This is a genomic window from Paraburkholderia phenazinium, from assembly GCF_900141745.1.
In the GTDB taxonomy this organism is placed as follows: domain Bacteria; phylum Pseudomonadota; class Gammaproteobacteria; order Burkholderiales; family Burkholderiaceae; genus Paraburkholderia; species Paraburkholderia phenazinium_B.
On sequence record NZ_FSRM01000001.1, the window covers coordinates 4,146,459 to 4,167,677 of the forward strand.

General features: G+C 57.7%; 18 protein-coding genes and 2 pseudogenes. 15 read left to right on the forward strand and 5 right to left on the reverse strand.

Annotated features, from left to right (window positions below):
• Nucleotides 1–264 precede the first annotated feature (264 nt).
• Nucleotides 265–1,887: an ATP-dependent acyl-CoA ligase gene (locus tag BUS06_RS18595; protein ID WP_074266181.1), complete on the reverse strand. Its 1,623-nt coding sequence runs from the start codon at nucleotides 1,885–1,887 to the stop codon at nucleotides 265–267.
• 127 nt (nucleotides 1,888–2,014) lie between these two features.
• Nucleotides 2,015–3,253: a dienelactone hydrolase family protein gene (locus tag BUS06_RS18600; protein ID WP_074266182.1), complete on the reverse strand. Its 1,239-nt coding sequence runs from the start codon at nucleotides 3,251–3,253 to the stop codon at nucleotides 2,015–2,017.
• Nucleotides 3,254–3,815: 562 nt separating this feature from the next.
• Here BUS06_RS18600 and BUS06_RS18605 point away from each other — a divergent pair.
• The 6 genes and pseudogenes from BUS06_RS18605 (at nucleotide 3,816) to BUS06_RS18630 (ending at nucleotide 8,740) form a co-directional block, all read left to right on the forward strand.
• Complete coding sequence (locus BUS06_RS18605; RefSeq protein ID WP_083611462.1) at nucleotides 3,816–4,568, forward strand: GntR family transcriptional regulator; 753 nt, start codon at nucleotides 3,816–3,818, stop codon at nucleotides 4,566–4,568.
• A 157-nt stretch (nucleotides 4,569–4,725) separates the two neighbouring features.
• A complete protein-coding gene (locus tag BUS06_RS18610) occupies nucleotides 4,726–5,436 on the forward strand; it encodes an SDR family NAD(P)-dependent oxidoreductase (protein ID WP_074265592.1) in 711 nt (236 codons plus the stop codon).
• A gap of 69 nt (nucleotides 5,437–5,505) precedes the next feature.
• Nucleotides 5,506–5,616: pseudogene (locus tag BUS06_RS18615) on the forward strand (transposase domain-containing protein); the annotation flags it as partial.
• An 11-nt stretch (nucleotides 5,617–5,627) separates the two neighbouring features.
• Entirely contained in the window at nucleotides 5,628–6,224 is a 597-nt protein-coding gene (locus BUS06_RS18620) for a plasmid pRiA4b ORF-3 family protein (RefSeq protein WP_074265593.1), read from the forward strand.
• Between the two features lie 299 nt (nucleotides 6,225–6,523).
• Nucleotides 6,524–6,849, forward strand: a pseudogene (locus BUS06_RS18625) (IS3 family transposase); the annotation flags it as partial.
• Between the two features lie 253 nt (nucleotides 6,850–7,102).
• On the forward strand, nucleotides 7,103–8,740 hold the full coding sequence (locus BUS06_RS18630; RefSeq protein ID WP_074265594.1) for a tannase/feruloyl esterase family alpha/beta hydrolase: 1,638 nt from the start codon (nucleotides 7,103–7,105) through the stop codon (nucleotides 8,738–8,740).
• A gap of 41 nt (nucleotides 8,741–8,781) precedes the next feature.
• Here the strand turns inward: BUS06_RS18630 and BUS06_RS18635 are convergent, their stop codons facing one another.
• Both BUS06_RS18635 and BUS06_RS18640 read right to left on the reverse strand, forming a co-directional pair.
• Nucleotides 8,782–9,669, reverse strand: a complete 888-nt coding sequence (locus BUS06_RS18635) for a LysR substrate-binding domain-containing protein (protein ID WP_074266185.1) — start codon at nucleotides 9,667–9,669, stop codon at nucleotides 8,782–8,784.
• Between the two features lie 55 nt (nucleotides 9,670–9,724).
• Nucleotides 9,725–10,489 carry an IclR family transcriptional regulator domain-containing protein gene (locus BUS06_RS18640; protein ID WP_074265595.1) on the reverse strand — a complete coding sequence of 255 codons (765 nt, stop codon included), beginning with the start codon at nucleotides 10,487–10,489 and terminating at the stop codon, nucleotides 9,725–9,727.
• Nucleotides 10,490–10,816: 327 nt separating this feature from the next.
• Here BUS06_RS18640 and BUS06_RS18645 point away from each other — a divergent pair, with 327 nt between their 5' ends.
• The 5 genes from BUS06_RS18645 to BUS06_RS18665 are packed head-to-tail and all read left to right on the forward strand — an operon-like array spanning nucleotide 10,817 to nucleotide 15,289.
• Complete coding sequence (locus BUS06_RS18645) at nucleotides 10,817–11,359, forward strand: TRAP transporter small permease (RefSeq protein WP_074265596.1); 543 nt, start codon at nucleotides 10,817–10,819, stop codon at nucleotides 11,357–11,359.
• A gap of 2 nt (nucleotides 11,360–11,361) precedes the next feature.
• Nucleotides 11,362–12,651: a TRAP transporter large permease gene (locus BUS06_RS18650; RefSeq protein ID WP_167379395.1), complete on the forward strand. Its 1,290-nt coding sequence runs from the start codon at nucleotides 11,362–11,364 to the stop codon at nucleotides 12,649–12,651.
• 8 nt (nucleotides 12,652–12,659) lie between these two features.
• Nucleotides 12,660–13,037 (forward strand): cupin domain-containing protein, encoded by a 378-nt coding sequence (locus tag BUS06_RS18655; protein WP_074265597.1) that lies wholly within the window; start codon nucleotides 12,660–12,662, stop codon nucleotides 13,035–13,037.
• Between the two features lie 25 nt (nucleotides 13,038–13,062).
• Nucleotides 13,063–14,088 carry a TRAP transporter substrate-binding protein gene (locus BUS06_RS18660; RefSeq protein ID WP_074265598.1) on the forward strand — a complete coding sequence of 342 codons (1,026 nt, stop codon included), beginning with the start codon at nucleotides 13,063–13,065 and terminating at the stop codon, nucleotides 14,086–14,088.
• Nucleotides 14,089–14,137: 49 nt separating this feature from the next.
• On the forward strand, nucleotides 14,138–15,289 hold the full coding sequence (locus tag BUS06_RS18665) for a CaiB/BaiF CoA transferase family protein (protein ID WP_074265599.1): 1,152 nt from the start codon (nucleotides 14,138–14,140) through the stop codon (nucleotides 15,287–15,289).
• A gap of 1,270 nt (nucleotides 15,290–16,559) precedes the next feature.
• On the opposite strand, the gene BUS06_RS18680 is transcribed toward BUS06_RS18665, so the two are convergent.
• Nucleotides 16,560–17,420, reverse strand: coding sequence for a LysR family transcriptional regulator (locus tag BUS06_RS18680; RefSeq protein WP_074265601.1), 861 nt, complete (start codon nucleotides 17,418–17,420; stop codon nucleotides 16,560–16,562).
• A 114-nt stretch (nucleotides 17,421–17,534) separates the two neighbouring features.
• Here BUS06_RS18680 and BUS06_RS18685 point away from each other — a divergent pair, with 114 nt between their 5' ends.
• From BUS06_RS18685 to BUS06_RS18700, 4 genes are read left to right on the forward strand one after another with little or no spacing between them, the layout of a single operon-like run.
• A complete protein-coding gene (locus BUS06_RS18685; protein ID WP_083611530.1) occupies nucleotides 17,535–18,506 on the forward strand; it encodes a mandelate racemase/muconate lactonizing enzyme family protein in 972 nt (323 codons plus the stop codon).
• Between the two features lie 28 nt (nucleotides 18,507–18,534).
• Nucleotides 18,535–19,536: an ADP-ribosylglycohydrolase family protein gene (locus BUS06_RS18690; RefSeq protein ID WP_074265603.1), complete on the forward strand. Its 1,002-nt coding sequence runs from the start codon at nucleotides 18,535–18,537 to the stop codon at nucleotides 19,534–19,536.
• Nucleotides 19,533–20,372: an NAD-dependent epimerase/dehydratase family protein gene (locus BUS06_RS18695; RefSeq protein WP_217272812.1), complete on the forward strand. Its 840-nt coding sequence runs from the start codon at nucleotides 19,533–19,535 to the stop codon at nucleotides 20,370–20,372. Before BUS06_RS18690 ends, BUS06_RS18695 begins: the two co-directional genes overlap by 4 nt.
• Nucleotides 20,369–21,196 (forward strand): amidohydrolase family protein, encoded by an 828-nt coding sequence (locus BUS06_RS18700; RefSeq protein WP_074265604.1) that lies wholly within the window; start codon nucleotides 20,369–20,371, stop codon nucleotides 21,194–21,196. The genes BUS06_RS18695 and BUS06_RS18700 overlap by 4 nt, the downstream gene beginning before the upstream one ends.
• Nucleotides 21,197–21,219 lie beyond the last annotated feature (23 nt).

Genomic DNA, 21,219 nt, shown 5'->3' on the forward strand with positions numbered 1-21,219 from the left:
AATGCTGCGTGCAGCATGAGCAGGGCCTCGCACCGATCGCCGGCACCCCTGTAGCTCAATAAGGTGCCGCTTGGCCGCGCTCCAGAGCCGACGGCAACGTGCTCGAATGCGACCGGCGTCGCGACAAACGTTGGAGAACCTTGCGCCGTTGCCATACAGCTTCCTCTGTGCCGCCTTGCGGCAAGATAAAAATAGTCCGTCACTGCTTCGTTGCGCACTTTGCGGGTCTCAGACTATGGCTGGAGCACCCGGCGGGCATAGCTGCTACGAGCGTCTGAGCCGGTATCCCGACGTTTCGAGATCCCAGGTTCTTTCGGTCACGCCTTTCTCGCGCAACCTGTACTTCTGGATCTTGCCGTTTTCGGTTTTGGGTAGCTCGCGCAGAACGTCGATAAAGCGTGGCACTGCGAAATACGGTAGACGCGGCTCGCAATAGCGGATTAGCTCAAGCGGCTCAAGGATCTCGCCGTCGCGCAACACGAGTGCAGCCATTACTTCGTCTTCGGCAAGTTCGGACCTCACCGCAAAAACCGCGGCGGTTTCGACCGCGGGATGACTTAGCAGGACGTGCTCGACTTCAAATGACGAGATGTTCTCGCCACGGCGACGGATTGCGTCTTTAAGCCGATCGAGAAATTTGTAATAGCCATCAGCATCACGAATAACCCGATCTCCGGTGTGGAACCATAGATTGCGCCACGCATCGACTGTCGCTTCAGGCATCGAGAAATAGCCTCTCGAGAACGCAAAAGGCTCCGAGGCACGCAGGGTCAGCTCGCCAGGATGTCCGTCCGGCACCGGCTCGTCGTTCTCGTCAACGACGCGTGCTTCAAAACCTGGCGCCACACGTCCCATCCATCCGGCACGCTGGTCGGCAACACCGCACCCGATGACACAATTGCTCTCTGTTGTTCCAAATCCGTCAAGCAGGTGAATCCCGCAACGTTCGGTGAAACTGGCGTGAAATTGCTCCGGCACACCCGGAGCCAGGGCGATCCTGACCTTGTGGCGGAGCTCCATGTCTGTTGGCGCTTTCGACAACAGGATGGGAACCATCGCCCCTAGCAGGTACGTTACCGTGGCCTCGGTCTCAGCCAACGCCGCAAAGAATCGACTTGCAGAGAATTTCTTGTCGACGATTAGCCTTGCTCCCGTCACCAGGGCCTGGAAAAAACTGTTCAGGGCATTGGTATGGAACAGCGGCAGGACGGTATAGAGCGTATCTCCTGCCGTGATCCCGATATGTCTTGATGAGTAGATGCCCCACCAATAAAACTGTCCATGCGGGCAGACGACGCCTTTCGATAAACCGGATGTCCCCGATGTATAAAGGATGGCGAGCGTATCACCGGGCCTGACATCGGCGGCTTCATGTGCCTCGCCTCTCGGAGGAAGCTGTTCACAGGACACTGGCAGGGACTTAGCCGGCGCGCCGTCATTAATGAGCCATACAACCTTCAGGGCAACCCTCGAGAAATCGAGCGCACCAATCGCGTCGGTCAATGAGGCTTCTATTACCATCAGTTGCGCTTTGCAATTTTCGAGAATGTGTTGCAGTTGCGGGCCCCGTGACGCGGTGTTGACTGGTACCACGATTGCGCCGAGCCAACCACATCCAAGCACGATCTCCATGAATTCCACACGGTTCGAGCACATCAGTGCTACCCGATCGCCACGCTTCACCCCTGCGGCCGCCAAAGCGCCGGCCCGTCGCGCAGCCGCATCTAGCGCATCAGAAGTTGTCCATACCGTTGTACGATCGGAAAAGAGAATGGCATTGCCACGGGCTGTGGCACGGGCCTTCAGCAGTGCAGGGAGCGTGCGTTGCGACGGAGCGACGTTCCACTCGCTCACGTCCTTTGGATAATCAATGTGTTTCGGTTCCATAAGTTCCTGCACGGTGATGTAGTACACGATCGAGCGTTGAGGGTGAACTCGCGAACCCTTCCGTCCGGCAAATGGACGTCATGTGCGGAGTATGGTCACCCGGAAATGATGAGCAGCGCTCTTTACGTCACGGGGCGTCGGGAGCACTCTTTGCCCAGCGTTTCATCAAGGTATTACTCGGCAGTGTTTCATCCATGACTTTCCTGGCAGTTTCGATGCCGGCTACCGGAAAGTGCTCGGTATCGAGCAAACCAATCTGAGCCAGAACACTCCCTTGATCCCAATAAATGTGCTCATGACACAACTTGTCGCCACGAAATTTCACGATGCCCACCAGAGGAACTTCAACATAGCGCCCCGTCGGTGACACCCCCGGTAATAGCCAGTCAATCTCGCAGGTATGCGTAAAGCAGAACAGGACCTCATCGACGATTTGCGTGGCACCGACCGTGCGTGAGATTGGAATCTGTCGCGTGTCGGGAGGATTGGCATGGATGAAGTGATGCTGATAGAAACGCCTGAGCGACGTATGACCAACTCCGCCAGTCATCGTCGGGATATGATTGACGTAGGGTTCAGAGACCATTGTCGCCATCGTTGCATCGGCATCGCGAACCTCGAACTCCAACTGAAGGTGCCTTTCCCACAGCGCCTCAAGATCGAAATCCGGTCCAAGGATGTGACGCAACGCAGCAATCGAACGATCATGGGCTAGCGCGCTCGCCCGCTTGTCGAAATGCGGGCTCGCGAATCGGGCGAATGCGTGATCGACGCCGGGATAAACATATAGGCTTGCATTCTTCTGCTGCTGTAAGGCCGCGAATATCTTTGCGCGCGCCGACTCATCGCAGAAGGCATCGTTGCCGGCGAAATGAAGCACCAACTTGCTCTTCAAGTGATCCGCACGATCCAATAGATCCTCGATTCCTACTCCGTAATAGCCAATGGAAATGGCGGCATCGGTATGCGTCGCAGCCAGATAGGCAAACTTTCCACCGAGGCAAAACCCCACGACACCACACTGGCCATCCAGCTCCGGACGCTGGCGCAAGACAGTCAATGCGGCGTTGAGATCGGACACAGCATCCTCATCGCGGACCCCCGTGAGCAGACGCATCGCATGCTTGACGCCCGACTCATCCGGCTCTAACTCGATTCCCTCCTCCTGGCGCCAGAAAAAATCCGGAGCAAGAACTACGTAACCTTCTTCGGCATACAGGTCCGCCATTTTGCGGACGAACGCGTTCACGCCAAATATTTCCTGGCACAAGACCAGGCCCGGGCCGCGTCCAGCGGGTGGCAGCGCCAGATATCCCGTGAATTTCCTGGCACTGTCCCCTGATATTTTTATCGTTATTCCGGCCATCGTCTTCTCCAAAGTGGCCCTCGCCCGAACCTTCAGGCGGGTCATACGGCAACTGTGCCGACATTGCGCGACGGCTGGCAGCCGCCTGGATCAAATAACTTCACCACGGAACAAACAGTATATTGTTTACGATATTTATTCAAGAAAATTGTTATTTATTTTAATTATCGTTATAAATCAATATGTTAAGCTAAAAACAATAGTATACTGTAAGTTGTGCGACATGCTACAATACGCCGAAAGTGCCTGTCCCTCTTTTGTACGGGGAAGCGAGCCATTGTGCGTGGGGTCAGCGTCGTTTTCGGAAGGGTCTACGCAGATTCGAGGTAGAGACCAAATTAAATCGGCCGCTTTGGTGGCCGCTTCCGCACGTAGGGCAGGATGACGTGCCGATCGCCCGCCATACAATCAGGAGCACGACATCTTGCGAATCAAAGGCGAAGCGCTCTTCAAAGCTACAGTGATTCCACGTGACGTAGACACGGCAACGGCTAGAATCGCTGTAAGCTCATGGATTGTTTGCCCACCTCAACCGGTACCTAGAAGAGATGGAAGTACAGTCATGCCGACATCGTTAACCGTGGCAGCGAAAGCGACGCCAAACACCGCGATGCAGGAACCCAAACAGAGCATCCGGGAACAGGTGTACCGTCACTTGCGCGACAAAATGCGAAGTGGCGAGATTACATACGAAGACAAATTGGTTGACCATGAGATCGCCAGTCAATTGGGCGTTTCACGTATGCCCGTGCGGGAAGCATTGCTGCAACTGAAGAGCGAGGGCTTTCTTGAAGGAACCTCGCGCGGGTTCGTTCTGCGCCGCTTTACTCCGACTGACATCGCCAATATTTTCGAAACTCGGCTCCTGCTTGAGCCCGCTGCGGCTGGCGATGCTTGCAAGAACGCTTCGATCAAGGGGCTTTCCGAGATGCGTTCGATGGTCGCCGCGGCCGAGCGTGCCTACGCTAATGACGATATCCCAGGCTTCATGGATTCGTCCGACGCTTTCCGCTTGACCTGGGTTGGAATGGTGCCCAATCCTCATCTCGTACAGACAATTGACCGCTTACGCGATCATGTCGAAGCCGTCCGACTCGCGACGCTTCGTGACAAGGCCATTCGCGAGTTGGCGTTAAAGCATATGAAACACATATTAGACGCATTCCTTGAGGCGGATGCCGAGGCAGTCAAGGAGCGGGTTGCCCATAACATGCGTGTTTCTGCGACGTGCTATTACTCTACGCAAGAGACGATCTTGAGCTCATCCGCTGAACGCGGGACCGAACCTTTGACAGCAAAGTCGGCGGATTTATAGAGAAAAAGCTGACCGAATTTAGATTAAACGGCTCGGTGAAATTCCACTACACCGCAGCTGATGGAGAAATGTCTCGTTCAGGCATTTTCTTCTGACGGTCAGACGCCAGACGATTTCATCAAGAGCATTCTTATCGCTCATTCAACGTGGATCGCAAATGAACTCAAAAAGCAAATCTTTTTTTGAAGGCCGCACAGCGCTCGTCACCGGCGCAAACGGTGGGCTCGGCCTGGTGTTAGCACGTGCGTTAGCAGGCCGAGGTTGTAAAGTGTATGCCGCAGTACGCAATCCAGACAAATTCGCCGATGCCTCTAATTACCGCCTAATTATCCCGGTGCGGCTTGATCTCACCGATCCAGACAGCATCGATGCTCTGATCCCGCTCGTAGCTGATGTGAGTTTGGTATTCAATAACGCTGGTAGCAATCGGCAAGATAGCGCTTTATTTTGCCGTAGCGAAGGTGCGGCGCGGGAAGAAATGGAAGTCAACTTTTTCGGGCCCTTACGTTTGGCTCGCGCACTCGCCCCATTGATGAAAGATCGTGGAGAAGGGACTTTTGTCAATCTCCTTTCCATACTGGCGTTTGAGCACCTGGTGGAGTGCGGCTCGTATTCCGCATCGAAGGCGGCGGCACACTCGCTTACACAAGGGATGCGAGCTCAGTTGCAGCCGTGGGGCGTGCGAGTGATCGGTGTTTATCCCGGGCCTATGGATACCGCAATGAGTGCGAGCCTGCCCCTACCTAAGGTATCCCCTGAAGTCGTTGCAACTGCAATCATGAGTGCGCTCGTGTCCCGCGATGATGAAATTTATCCTGGGGACATAGCTCAGAAATTCCATACGAAATGGCGACCATATCGCGGATAGCATCATTCTTTGCCGTTGTTGCATGTAGGCAGTTGCAAGGATGATCTGAGGAACAACGAACACATCGGTTACCTGCGCACGGTGTTTGAGCGCATTGCCGATCATCCCATCAACCGCATCGACGAGTTGCTGCCGTGGCGCCTGATGCCGGCTGCACACATCGAGCAGCAAGCTGCCTGACAATCAATCCGATGGCCCAGCCCCGCAAACCTGCCGTGCGCCTGGTCAAGGCGCCAGTGCCCGATTACGTACTGCGCGTTGAGCTGAAGTACATCAAGCCGGCGATCTGGCGACGAATCATCGTTCCCGGCTCGATCCGGCTGGGCAAGCTGCATGTCGTGCTGCAACTGGCCATGGGATGGGAAGGCGGGCACCTGCACGAGTTCGTCTTCGGCGAAACCAACTATGGCGAACCTGATGACCTCGGATTCCAGAGCGATCCACCAATGCTCAATGAAGCACGGGTCACGCTGGCGAAGGCGCTGGGCGGGCTGAAGTCATTCACCTACATCTACGACTACGGCGACAACTGGCAGCATCGGATCAAAGTCGAGAAGGCGCTGGTGCCTGATCCAGACATGCGCCGGTCGCTGTGCCTGGACGGGCAGAATGCGTGTCCACCAGAAGACGTTGGTGGAGTGCCAGGATATGCCGACTTCCTCGAAGCGATCACCAATCCGACGCACGAGGAGCACGACCACTTCCTCGAGTGGTGTGGCGGCAGCTTCGATCCCGCCGCCTTCGATCTCGTGCTCGCGAATCAGCTGCTCTCAGAGGTCAAATTCTGATCGTCAAGACGGCCTCAGATTGACGCTTACTTTCGAGTCGCCTGGAGAGAATAGTTGTGCGGCAATGAGTGCGGCCGGCAGCCACGCTGCGGTCGGATCGAGTACAAAAGGGGGCCTTGCTGCTTCCGCGACTCCCTGTCACTCAAATTGCGTCACGAATGGCCTTCCTGATCCAAGTTGTGAAAACGTCCATCGTGGCCTCCGTTCGTGCCGGCAGATGACGTTTTTTCGGATAGAGAATCGATACTTCGGGAGCGGGTGTCTCCCATGACGTGAAGATCCGCTCGAGCTTGCCTTCGGCTGATAGTGATGAGCGACCAGTGCTCCACTCCGATCGCGGTGCACACTATCGTTGGCCGGGACGGCTATCGCGGATGCGCGATGCCACGCTCGTTCGCTCGATATCACGCAAAGGATGCTCGCCCGATAACGCAGCCTGTGAGGGCTTCTTCGGTTGGCTCAAGACCGAACTGTCTTATCCTCGTGACTGGCGGGCTACGACTGTCGATCAATCCATCGAAACCCTCGACGCTTATATCCGCGTATATAACATAGCGCGAATCAAGGTCTCGCTTGGCTCTCTGATCCTCTGGAATACCGGAAAAGTCTCGGGATCGCGGCATAAACCAGTCCAAGATTTTAGCCGCCCCTCCTTCCATTCGGCGCAACTCAATCAGTCTCGGTTGTGCTGCTTACCTGAAACTGACTACGCATTGATCCGGTCTCGCACAGATGACCTGTGACTCGCATGCTGTCATATGGTCTGTGATATGGATCACGTCTAAAAATAATATTGTTATCCGAATCATCCTCGCTCTACCATCAGTTCGATAAAGCAAGCGCAAACCAAAAAAAACTAGACGAGACAGGAGATGACAATGTGCAAGACAATGCAGGCTGCTAGCGCACTTACACTTGCCGCTTGTGCGGTGCTTTCCGCATGCGGTGAAGGCATCAGTAGCACTTCCGTAATGCCGTCATCAGCGACAATCGCTGGGAACTGCGCGAGTCTGATGAACTATTCGGGTGCAATACCCACAACGATTACAAGTGCCGTTCAAGTCACACCGGGTGCTGGCACACCGTTCCAGACGCCGACCAACTTCCTGACGCCCGTGAGTCTTAGCGTGACTACGCCGTTTTGTCGTGTGACAGGTGTGATCAAACCAGTAGCAAATTCCACTATCGCCTTTGAGGTGTGGTTGCCGCTAGACCGCGAGAAATGGAATTCGAAGTTTGTGGGAAGCGCTGATGGTGGCTCCACGGGCGTTATCAACTACACCTCGATGGTAGATCCTCTCGCTCGGGGATATGCGGTCATGGGGCACGACAACGGGCACACCAGCACGGATGTTTTTGAACAATCGTGGGCCTTCGATTTTTCAACAAACACCGTCAAAACCGATCAGATAATCGACTTCGGATACCGCGCCGAGCACGTGGTGACGGTGGTAAGTAAGGACATTACCAACACTTATTTTTCCTCGCGGCCTGTGCACTCCTACTACGTGGGTTGTTCACAGGGCGGTCATCACGGGATGATGGAAGCTCAACGATACCCCGATGACTATGATGGCATTGTTGCTGGCTCACACGGGGGCGACTGGCTCGGCATGATGTCTTCGGAGGCCTGGGCCGGCGTATCAGTTCTAAAGAATAACCGTGCGGGGGGAATGAACGCCGCGCAGCTAGCTGCGTTAAACACCGCCGTCATCTCGGCTTGCGATGCGAAGGACGGGTTGGTTGACGGTCAGATCGACGATCCGAGGCAATGTAGCTTCGACCCCGCGACTTTGCAGTGCGGTGCGCCTGGCGCGAATCCGGCTACTTGTCTCACGCCGGCACAGGTTCAATCTGCGAAGGATATCTATGCGGGTCCGAAGCGTCAGGACACAGGCGCGTCGGTGTCGCCTGGGTACGCGATTGGGAGCGAAGGAGGCTGGGTAACAACTTGGAATTCGACAACGAGTTTGCAGAGCGGGAGCTACTACGATTTCTTCCGGCTGATTCTTAAGGGAAATCCCAATTTCGACATCCTCACTTTGAATTGGGACACCGATATTGACAGGGGCAGATCGCAGTACGGCTCAATCTATGATGCGATCAATCCTGACCTCTCGGCATTCCAGACAAACAAAGGCAAACTCATTATGTACCACGGTTGGGCCGATCCCCTGATCTCTCCCTATCTTTCCGTCGCTTCCTGGGGACGAATCCAGGACGCTATGGGGCCCGATATGGTCAATCAGTTTGCCCGCCTGTATATGGTTCCTGGTATGGGGCACTGCACTGGTGGCCCGATTGGTACGGTGGACTGGCTCACTCCGCTTGAAAACTGGGTTGAGAAAGGGATTGCGCCTGACGCGACGAGTGCGACGTCGACGATCGTTGGGTCGGGTACGGTAAACGGCGTTACCAGAAGTCGTCCGCTCTGCCCTTATCCAATGGTCGAAAAGTACAAAGGGACTGGCGACATTAACAGCGCAGGCAATTTCACTTGTGTAACCCCGTCCTGAATTGACACGACATCCGATCTCGAAGTCCGTGTCAAGACACTTCATGCGGCAGGAATCGCGTCGATCACCTGCTGGCAGATTCTCGACCGGTTTTGGAGACGCCAAGCTAACGCGATTTCGAGGTTCAGGTGGCCCTGGTCTCCAGTTACATCGCGGTACACAACGCCCGGGTGAGGTATGTGCTTGACCTGTTCCGGTAGAAGAGCGATCCCCATTTGCGCAGCTATCAAGCTAACCATCGTGGGCATTTGCCATGCTTCAAGTCCTGTTCGTGGACTAAAGCCGGCGGCGTGGCACGCCATCATCGTTTTTGCATGCAGGCTTAGCACTAGATGAGAGGGGAACATCATGAAGGTTTCGTCGGCAAGCAATTTCAATTCGACGATTTGCCGCTTTGCGAGCGGGTGGCCGATGGGCAAAACGGCAATCATGCGCTCGCGTTCAATCACCTTCATTTCGAGGTCGCTGGCGTTGCTCAATGGCAGCCTCACGATTCCTAGTTCGATCTGTTCTGTGCGAAATGCGGAGAGTTGCCCAGACGAAGGAAGTTCACGCAGATCAAACACGATGTCGGGATACGTGCGCCTGAACTTCGACAGCAGTTCTGGGAGCAGTCCGTAGCTGACGGAGCCGACAAAACCCAGAGAGATTCTCCCAGTCATTCCAATGCACGCTTCGCGTGTATGTGCAATGGCCAGTTCCTGCTGTTCCAGCAGTCTTCGCGCCTCTACGAGAAACACACTCCCAGCGTCGGTCAGAGATACGGACCGGCTCTTTCGAAGGAACAACTGAACCCCGATGGTTTGCTCGAGCCGCATGATGGCCTGGCTCAACGGTGGTTGCGATATATGCAACCGGTTTGCCGCCCTACCGAAGTGCAACTCTTCCGCCAGAACAATGAACTGCTCCAGGGCGCGGGAGGATAGCATCGATGAAAATCGGCCAGTCATCGTGGACAGAAGCAGGCACGACTTCGTTGCAACATCATGAGTTCCTGAGCGCATCTTCGATACGCTTGCCTAGCGAGATAATTTTTGGTCCCCACGTATCTTCGAGCTCATCCATCGACATCGCGGACGCGTGCGCGACAAGATTGACGCTAGCGACCGGCCTGTCATTCGCCACGATGGCAACAGCTATCGCACGTCCATTAGTTAGTGTCTCGCGGTCTGCCGTCGAATACCCCTGTTCCCGGATGACTTCGAGCAAGCGACGGAAATTGCGCGGGCTGCGCGCGGCCTCGAACTCGTCCTCGGGTCGCACAGCCAGCTTCGCCATCAACGCATCGCTTTCCTGTTCAGGCAAAGCCCCCAGGTAAGCGCGTCCCAAAGCGGTTTTAAACAGGGGCACGCGCGAGCCGGGCTTCCGGTTAACGGAAAGATAGCCGGGCTGCCGGCTCGTATTCAGAATGACCATCGCATCGGTGTCAAATACACCGAGTTCGACCGGCCACCCGGCAAGGCTGCGCAACTCGTCCAGTAGCGGGCCAGTCACTTCCAGCAACCAGCGCTGTTCCTCATACCCGTTGGCGAGACTCAATACTCGCGGCGTCACGGCATACCGCCTGTCGGCATTTCCGGCATTCACGTAACCGGCGTGCTGCAAGGTTTCCACGATACGCACCAAGGTCGGCTTTGCGATACCCGTGACCCGATACAGGTCTCCGATCGCTTGCGGCCCCCCTTCATTGAGCACTTTCAGCACCTCGAGACCGCGTAGCAACGCTGCAATAGGTTCGTAAGAAGACATTTCAATAGATGAATTATCGTTTCAATATGAGAGTCCTTAGTACCTCTGGATTGCGTGAAAACTCCCGACAGTCACAGCATGCTACCCAACTCCAGCATAGCAGGCGTGAGGGGTAAACCCGTCTTATCACGTCGGTCACCTCGATTATAATTATCGAAATGATGTTTCACTAGGTGAAACATCAACCTGCAACGTTTTTTGTCCGAAGTCCTGTGCAAATGGATACGTCTCTCCAACGCTGCTGATACCGGTCGTTGGAGTGTGCGCAGAAAATCCTGGCTCGCATTTGGGCCGGCACATCACTTACATGCAGTCGGAGACAAGTAAATGAAACGATTCGAGAAGTTGCTTCTCGCGGTCGAACAACTATGTCAGGTGGTCACGGTCGTACTGATGCTTGCGATCATGCTGATTGTGTTCTGCGACGTAGCGTCGCGCCACCTGTTCAACCATCCGCTGGGCTGGGCCTACGATCTCATTGGCCTGTATCTGATCGCTGGCGTTTACTTTCTGAGCCTGTCCGATTCGTATGCGGCGCATGCGCATGTCGGCGTCGACATCCTCGTGCGCAACTGGCCGGAGCCCTGTCGACGAATCTCCGAGATGCTGACCAACGTGGTCGGCATTGCACTGTTCGGTCTGATCTGTTGTGCCGCCTCCATGCGAGGCTGGCAAAGCTACCTGGGTCAGGATGTCGTGTCGGGATTGATCGCGTGGCCCACCTGGATCTCTTCGGCACTGGTCGCTCTAGGCTGCGGACTTCTTGTCCTGCGACTTGTATTCAGGTTGACCGGAAACGCGCTCAGCCTGATGCGGGGACATAGCGTCGTCGATGCCCTGCCACTCGCTGGCGCGCACTTCGGGGAATAGGCATGGCGATGTCTGTAGCAATGATGGGGCTGTTGTTCGCGCTGCTCGCCCTCGGTGTGCCGGTTGGCTTCTCGATGGGTACCGCAGGTGCCGTCGGGCTGTTTGTCACCGGCAACTGGGATGTTCTGCTGGGTGTGCTGCGCACATCCCCGCTAAGCACTGTGGGCTCTTATGAGCTGATCACTATCCCCATGTTCCTGCTGATGGCCGAGTTCGTGCTACTCAGCGGTATCGCAGATGAGCTGTTTGTTGCAGCCGCCGCCTGGGTCGGCCGCTATCGCGGCGGACTGGGCATGGCGACCGCGGTCACCGGCGCCGCATTTGGTGCGCTGTGCGGCACCAGCACCGCTTCGGCTGCAACCCTGTCATCGACCAGCCTGCCGGCGATGATCCGGCAAGGTTACAAGCCAGACCTTGCAGCCGGCGTGGTCGCAATCTCTGGCACTCTGGCGATGCTGGTGCCGCCCAGCGTGACGCTGATTATCTTCGGCCTGCTTGCGCAGGCCAATATCGGTCAGTTGCTGGTAGGAGGCATCATCCCGTGCGCGCTGATCACGCTGACGATCATGCTAACGGTTGCCTTCCTCGCCTGGCGCGACCCGAAGGCGGCGCCAGCCAGCCCTAAGGTCGGTCTGCGAGAGCGGATCCGGCTGCTGCGTGTGGTGGGACCGATGCTGCTGCTAATGGGCGCGGTAACGGGTGCCATCTATAGCGGCGTGGCAACGCCGACTGAGGCGTCGGCGATGGGCGCAACCGGCGCATTTCTGCTCACGATCTGGAAACGCAAGGCTAGCCCGGCCTTGATCAGACAAGCGACCGTACGCGCAGCGCGTGGCTCCTGCATGATCATCACGATCCTGCTCGGCGCCCAGTTATTCGGTTATTTCTTCACGCTGACCCATGTCACGCAGGACCTGATCGAGTGGGTGGGGCACCTTGCGCTGAACCGCTGGGTCATCGTGGTGGCGATCCTCTGCGTGTACATCGTGTTGGGTGCTTTTATGGATCAGATCGCGATCCTCGTTCTGACTGTGCCCGTCGTAATTCCAATCATCGTCGCACTCGGTTTCAGCCCGATCTGGTTTGGTGTCATCAAGATTGTTACCGCTGAAGTCGGCATGATCACGCCGCCGATCGGACTCAATTGCTTCATCGTATCGCGCTACGCCAATCGTCCTGTAGCCGAGGTATTCAAAGGCACCTGGCCACACTTCATTGCACACCTGTTCGCGATCGCCGTACTGCTGTGCTTCCCCAGTCTCATTCTTTGGCTCCCTGGCCATATGCAATAAAGGCGCAGATGAAATCCAGATACTTTGTCCGGTTGTCGGAGATGCCGGGCTATCACCCGGCCAACCACGAAGGCACCACCAATCGCCGTCTCATTTCGCCAGACACGACGGGTGCGAAACACTTCGAAGTGGTACACGGCACGATCGAAAAATGCCAGGGCGCGTTGCCGCATGCTCACCCGGGCTTGGAGCAGGCGTGCTACATGCTGGCTGGGCGTGCGATCGCCGAGGTGGGCGGTGAGAGGCAGGAAATGATCGCGGGCGATGCCGTGTTCTTTCCAGCCGATGTACCCCATGTTTTTACTGCGGTCAGCGATGAGCCCGTCCAATTGCTTGTGATCTATTCGCCGCCGTATGGGGAGGATCCAGCCAAGGTTGTTCGTTAAGCCTGCCGTACAACAGGAGACATCGATGAAGAAAATAGTCCGGGCGGCTTCCCGGTTTGCTGCGCTGACACTCGCCTGCTGCAACGTACATGCTGAAACGACGCTACGTCTCGCCGACAGTTTGCCCAACGGTCACTTCATTGCTAGCGAACTGACCCGACCGTTTATTGACCAGGTGCAAAGGGACTCGAAAGGTCAACTCAAGCTCCAGTACTTTCCCGGCGAGCAACTTGGCAAAGCCAAAGACATGCTGATGCTGACACAGTCAGGTGTCGTGGACATCGGCTACGTCGGGCCCTCCTATGTATCGGACAAAATGCCGTTGTCTGCCGCATTCGAGTTGCCCGGCGCGTTCAAAGACGACTGCCAGGGCACACGAGCGTTGTGGGCCATGACGCATGACGGTGGCTTCCTGCAGAAAAGCGAGTTCGAACCCAATCATGTGATCCCGCTGCTGATACTGATGCTACCCAGATACCAGATCCTGCTGTCGTCGAAAAAGCCGGCAAGCGGCGTGCAGGGGCTGGCTGGCTTCAAGGTCCGCTCAGCGGGTGGTGCGATGGATTTCATGCTGCACAATCTGTCCATGGTGCCAGTCCGGATGACGCCACCCGAGGTGTATGAAAGCCTGTCGCGCGGCACGATCGACGGGGCGGTATTTCCCTATTCGAGCGCTCTCGCGTATGGCCTGAGCAATCTGGTCAGGCAGGGCACTGTCGGCGGCAGCTTCGGTACCGTGGTGTTGACCTACTCGATTAGCGAGAATCGCTGGAAACAGCTATCCGTTAATGAGCGGACCGTGCTGATGACAGCAGGCAAAGAGAATTCTCTCAATGCGTGCAAGCGCTTCGAGACGACCGAAAATCAGTCGATTGACAAGTTCAAGGCGCAAGGCATGAGGGTCATTTCCTTCACGGCCGCGGATCAAACGTTGATGGACAGCGCATTCTCCAAAGTCGGTCGCGAGTGGGCCAGTGGCCTGGACAGTCGCGGCAGACCGGGCACCCGGATGCTTGGTGAAATGGAAAAGGCGCTTGCCGCGGCCAAATAAATGGAAGACAGGCAATGCGCCTGTCCGTCGAGCTTTGGAGTATGCAATCATGGCAGGACCGCTGGACGGTATTCGCGTCTTAGACTTGACGAGTGTTGCAATGGGACCCTATGCCACGCAGATTCTTGGCGACATGGGAGCGGACGTCATCAAGGTCGAGACCCACCTCGGCGATGTCTTTCGACATGTGTCGTCGAATCGCAACCCGGCGATGGGAGCGGCGTTTCTCAATCTGAACCGCAACAAGCGCAGTGTCGTACTTGAACTCAAAAGTAGCGAAGGTCGCGATGCATTTCTCGAACTGACAAAGACCGCAGATGTGCTGATCTTCAATGTTCGACCACAATCGATGCGCAAGCTCGGCTTCGACTTCGAAACGCTGAGTGCACTCAATCCGCGCCTGATCTATTGCGGTGCGTATGGCTTTTCGGAAACCGGCCCGTATGCAGGCCGACCAGCCTTTGATGACATCGTCCAGGCAATGAGTGGTACTGCGTCATTGCAAGGCCGCAATAGTGATGACGGACCAGCCTACGTCAACACCATACTGGCGGACAAGACTGCGGGCCTGACCGCCGCTTATTCGATTGCAATGGCATTGTATGAGCGAGAGCGCTCTGGGCTAGGCCAGGCGATCGAAGTACCGATGTTCGAGACCATGGTGTCGTTCACGCTCACCGAGCATCTTGCTGGCGAGACATTTCGACCCGCTGAAGGATCGATGGGCTATGACCGTGTCTTGTCCGCACACCGCAAGCCATATCGGACCCGCGATGGCTTTATCGGCCTGCTGCCCTATACAGATGCACAATGGCAGCGCTTCTTCGCAGTAGCAGGATATCCACACTACGCAAGTGACGTTCGCTTTGAAAAACTGAACGAACGTAGCAAGAATATCGATGCGCTCTACGATATTCTCGCCGATATCATTTCACAGCGCAGTACTGGGGATTGGATGACCTTGCTGCGCGATGCCGATATACCCTCTACGCCAGTTTTGACACCCGAAGAGGTTCTCGAAAATGAGCACCTTGCAGCGACCGGCTTTTTCCGCGACGACATACACCCGACGGAAGGCCCTCTGCGGACGATCTCGATACCGGTGAAATTTTCCAGAACGCCTGGAGACATTCGCCGGCTAGCGCCTAATCTCGGCGAACACACTCATGAGATTCTGGCTGAGATACAGCATTCACGATAACAGCATGCCGGCAGGACAGGCGCTTTGTAGCAATCGCCAAGCGATTCTGGCGTCCCACATAGTCGATCTTACTCAGCCATGCCGGCAATCTGCTGCGGCCGATTATTCTCCAAAGGAAACTCAAATTCCTGTTGTTGCTCAATCGTGAGCTTGCACCCTGCACGAGCCTTGAGTATCCGTTGGGCGTTTTCGACCAGAGCATGCCCTGCCTTCTCGGGATTCCCAACGTTGAATGGTGGCGGGATCATATTCCATCAAAAGCTGCACCGTCCTGGCGGCCTCCTCGCCGCCCAAAATCGCAAGTAACTTAAGTCCGAAGTCCAGTCCCGCAGTCACTCCCCCACCCGACAGTCGATTTCGATCACGCACAACGCGCTTCTGCACGGGCTTCACTCCGAGAGATGACAATATCTCGTGCCAACCCCAATGTGTCGTTGCTTCATAGCCCTTTAGAAGCCCGCAGCGCCTTGCATGAGAGATCCAGTGCAAACGGAGGTCGCGCACCCTGCTTGCTCTCCTCTGTCACGCACAAAGTGAAGTAGCTCTAAGTCTATATGGCTTCTTTCAGGAGATCGGGATCGAAAGCTTTCCGGACCGAATACGCAATCTGATTGAATGTCGGAAACGGCTCACCATTACGCGAAACGATTCGAAAGTCTTCTCTGCTTCGTCTTGTCGTACACCCAAACTGCGATCCGATAATACGCGAATAAATATCTTTCTGGGACCGGCCAACATCCTCATGTTTGACGTACCCCTCTTCGATCTTTTTCCCAATCTCCAAAGTCACGTGGCGATAGGTACCTCGTCGTTCATGCGGCTCAACTTGATTAGCCCTATGCCTCGACTTCCCTCTCAAATAATCTGCGCGTCTTCGAAGTTTGATCTGATGCGCTGGTAGTGCGCGTCATCGTCGACGGGCATAGCGACTCGTTCCAGATGCTCCGTTATCGTTAGCTTGCGGAGTTGCAGGAGAAATGGCTCGTCACCCTGAGATGCAGCGCGCAAATTGATTGTTGATTCATCGTCCGTGTTATCCACCCGTGGCGAGATGAACGGTCAAGGGAAGCTCGACTGCAGCTTCCATGGTAATAGCGCGCCGTCTGTTCATGCATTGTGGGGTTCGATTGTCGGTAATCTTCGGAAAGAGGTAGCCGCAAATCCCCCACACTGCACGCTCTCCGATCGTAGTTTTCCGGAGGCTCGCACGACTGCGCACCTGCGTTGAGCAAGTGCGGCTCTTCAAGCGATCGGCTGGCTCTTCCATCTGCTAATTGGCAAGCCGCACGAACTCCCTTACCAATGCGGCACGCACCTGCGCCTTGAGCCACAGCACGCCGACAGTACGGCTCAGCCGCGGCTGTGGCAGTTCCCACTTGCGCAATGACCGGGCCGAAATGTCCGTCATCGGCCAGTCGGGCAGAACGGATACCCCCAAGCATTCCGCCACGAGTCGCGCGATATTCTCGATGCCGTCGAGTTCAAAGCGCACTTGAGGCTGGATGTTCTTGCGGCGCAGGTAGTCGTCGGCCATCCTACCCCCGATCACGTTCCGGTCATAGCGAATGTAGGGTTCGCTCTCCAGTGTGCGCAATGGATCCCGCACATGCATGCAGGCGGGCGTGACCAGCACGAGGTGTTCCTGCCTGAGCGTATGCCAAGCCGCCGACTTCGGAAGCTCGAAAGGGGGCTGGACGAGCACCGCGGCGTCCAGTTCGCCCTCCATCACCCGCGCGTGCAGTATCGTGGTTGGACCCGGCTCGATGTAAATCGCAATGCCAGGATGCTCCGCCACCCATTTTTTGAGCACCGCCGGCAGCATGCCAGTCATCGCGGTCGGCGTGGCGCCCAGCCGCAAGGGGCCGGCGGGCAGGCTCGTGTTCGACGCGGCCGAACGCAGGTCGCGGACCTCGCGAATCACAGATTGAGCGCGCTCGAGCACGCGCAGACCCGCCTCGGTCGGACACACAGTTCGGCCTGAACGCGTCACCAGCTTGCCACCGATGTCGGCCTCGAGAACCGCCAGCCGCTGAGCAACCGACGCAGAGGTGAGCCCCAGATGGCGTGCCGCCTCCGCGATCGAACCGAGCTGGGCCACCAGCATGAAGGTTTGCAGGAAACGCACATCCATCGGTCAAGCTCCATGAAAAAGATGATTTTGCCATCTTCTTAAGCAGTTAAACATCGATTGCTCCTATGCCTCACGCATTGTAGATTTGCACACATTAATCAGGGGATCCTTTTCGTGGCCAAGATCCAGCGCATCCAATTCTGTCATGTCGCCGTCCCTCTCGACGCCTTGACATCCTTCTCCAACCGCACAGTCCACACCCGTCACTACGGCCTAGTGCGCGTGCGCTCCACCGATGGCGCCCAGGGCCTCAGTTTCTTGTACGTCGGCAGCGCTGCGGGCCGGCTGTTCGAGGGGCTGTGGCAGGCCATGTACCAGGAAGCGCTGCTGCAGGGACGCATGGGCACCGTAATGCGTGCCCTCAGCGCGCTCGACACGGCCCTGTGGGACCTGAACGCGCGCACGGCTGGCCTGCCGCTGCACAAGTTTCTCGGAGGCATGCACGCAGAGGCCGTTCCGGCCTACGCCAGTGGCGGTTACTACATGGAAGGCAAGACGACACAAGGCGTGGCCGACGAGATGGCCAGCTACGTTGACATGGGCTTTCAGGCCGTGAAGATGAAGACGGGCCGCTGGTCGCCCCGAGGCGAGGGGCAACGCGTGCAGGCTGCCCGCGAGGCCATCGGCCCTGATGTGCAGCTCATGCTCGACTGCAACAACGGTAAGGTGGACACGGTGCAAGCTACGGAGTACATGCGTCGCATTGAGCCCTTTAACCCCTACTTCATTGAAGAGCCCTTTGAACCCGACGACATCGAGAGCCACGCGAGGCTCACCCAGCTGACTCGCGGTCCCGTCGCCACGGCCGACCGCCATCCTGCGGCTGTATCAGGACCGGCGCGCCGACGACGCCGACGCGCAGCAAGCGGCGCTCGACCACACACGCGCAATCTTCCAGGCCTATCGTCTGATTGCAGCGATGAAGACCGCGATCGCATGGAAGTCAGGCGACGAGCACTGGCAGCATGTCCGCCCGCCGCTCAGTCCGTTAGCCGCGCAGCTCGCCGGGAACTGGAGTGCTCGCTCGCCCGCGCGGGCCTCGACATCCCGGCCGCGCAACGGCTATCGATGGCAGCGGCTCTATGACTAACTCTCCTGAATGGAACAACATGTTATGAACCGCAACTCCCCTCTCTTCGACAAAGTCCTCGGATGCCTGCTCGGCGGCTTCATTGGCGACGCCATGGGTACCCCCACGGAAAACCTCTCCCACGACGACATCCAGCAACGCTTCGGCTGGGTGCAGACCTTCTCCGGAGATGGAACAGACGACTCCCTGCTAAAGCACATCCTCTGCGAGACACTGGAGCGCACCGGCGGCCATGCCACGGCCGATGCCTGGGCCGCTGACTGGATTCGACACAGCCAAACCTTCGTGAACAGCAAGCTGTTCTTCGCCCCCGTGGTGGCGACGTTCTGGAAGCTCAGCGGGGAACAGGTGTTGCCCCGCGACGCAGGCGCGGGCAACATGGCCAGCAGCAGCTCGGCCATGTGCATCTCGCCGATGGGAATTGTGAATGCGGGCAATCCGCGCCAGGCCGTGCTAGAGACCTTCGAAGTCGCAGGTCTGATCCATCACAACTTCTGCCGCGACGGCGCCTGCGCCATGGCCGCGGCCGTCGCGCAGGCGTTCGTGCCGGGCACCAACGTCGAGTCGGTCCTGCGGGCCGCGTCCGAGTTTCTCCCCGAGCGCAGCGCGGAGGCCATGCGGGTGGCACTGCAATCGACGCTGGCCATGGCGCGCGAGAGCGCAGGGTATAAGGATTTCCGGGCCCGCTACTATAGTGCCGCCATCGACGTTCGGCGGCACTTCACCGATTCACGCGAGACCGTTCCCCTGGCGCTGGCCCTCGTGTGGCTGGCCGACGGGGACGCGCAAAAGGCGGTGGAATACGGCGCGAACTTCGGTCGCGATGCTGACACGATCGCCTCCATGGCGGGTGCCGTGGCAGGCGCCATGAGGGGCGCGAGCGCGCTGCCACAGGCGTGGCTCGACACATTGGGCTCACAGGCTGACAAGCAGCGCGCGCTGGCCGACCGGATGACGCGACTCGTGCATGCGCGGGCCGAGGCGGCACGCGCGGCTGCGCTGATCGTGCTGGAGACCTCGGCGTGACGCGCAAAACGTTGTTCATCACGGGCGCTGCAGGCGGCATCGCTACACACCTGCGCCGGGAACTGGCAGGCCGCTACCAACTGCGCCTATGCGATCTGCGGCCGATCTCCGACCTGAAGCCGCATGAGGAATTCGTCGCGGCGGCGTTGGAGGACCTGCCGGCGCTCGAAGATGCGATGCGCGGCGCGGACGCGGTGCTTCATCTGGGCGGCCTGTCCATGGAGGGGCCCTGGGACGAGGTGCTGCCCTCCAACATTGAAGGCGGCTATAACACTTTCGAGGCGGCGCATCGCGCGGGAGTTCGGCGCTTTCTGTTCGCCTCCAGCAATCATGCGGTTGGCTTCTACAAACGCACGCACACCATCAATCACGAGGTCGCGCTGCGGCCGGACAGCCGCTATGGCGTATCCAAGGCCTTCGGCGAACTGCTGGGCCGCCTGTACGCTGACAAATACGGCATGGATGTTTTGTGTCTGCGCATCGGCAACGTCAACGTACGCCCTCTGGACGAACGCCGGCTGGCCCTCTGGCTCAGTCCTCGCGACATGGCGCAACTGGTCACGATCGGCGTGGAACATCCCGACATCCGCTTTGAGGTCGTGTATGGCGTCTCTGGCAATCGTCGCAGTTGGTACGACAACCGCAATGCCCACCGCTTGGGTTACCGACCGCTGGACGACAGCGAGACCTTCGCGCTGGAAGTCATCGCTGGCGCGCCCGAGGAAGATCCATGCGGCGCGTCCTACCAGGGCGGCGCCTTCGTGCACGAGGAGGCCTTTGCCAACCCCGCGCCCCTGCCCGGGCGGAGACCGGCACGCAAGGGTTCGGGCGCATGAGCTGGACATTCCCTGCGGGCGCATGCGACACCCATATGCACTTTTACGACCTACGCGTTCCGTCCGCGATCGGCGGACCGCCCCTGCCGGGCTGCTACACGGTGGCGGACTACCGCGCCTTGCAGAGTCGCCTCGGATTGCAGCGCGTCGTCGTCGTTCAGCCCAACGCCTACCAGTTCGATAACAGCGTCATGCTGGAGGCCCTGACGGAACTCGGCACGAACGCGCGCGGCGTGGCCGTGACATCAGCGAACACGAGCGATGCGCAAATCGACGCAATGACCCAGGCCGGCGTGCGCGGCCAGCGCTTCTACGCGCTTCGCTGGGGTGCATTGGGCCTAGACGCACTGGCCCCCTTGATGCCGCGGCTGCATGCGCACGGCTGGCACGCGAACGTCCAGTTGGATGGGCATGCCCTGGCCCAATGCGCCGGGTTGCTCACAACGTTGCCCTCCGATTGCGTGATAGACCATGTGGGCAAGTTCCTGCCGCCACCACGGGTGGATGATCCGGCCTTTACAGCGCTACTGCGGTTGCTCGACACCGGCCGATGCTGGGTCAAGCTCTCGGCTCCGTACGAATCATCAACTCGGCTGACTGGAACTCGCGCCTTCGATGATGTCGCCGCGCTAATCGGCGCGCTAGTGGCCCACGCGCCACAGCAGCTGCTTTGGGCCACCAACTGGCCGCATCCTTTCCCGCCAGCCGACTTCATTCCCGATGACAGTGCACTGCTGCGCTTCTTTCTGGACTGCGTGCCACGCGAGCAGGACCGTCGCCGCATCCTGGTCGACAATCCAGCGCGGCTCTATGGCTTCAGTTGAACGCCGGTTCGATCAGAACTGAT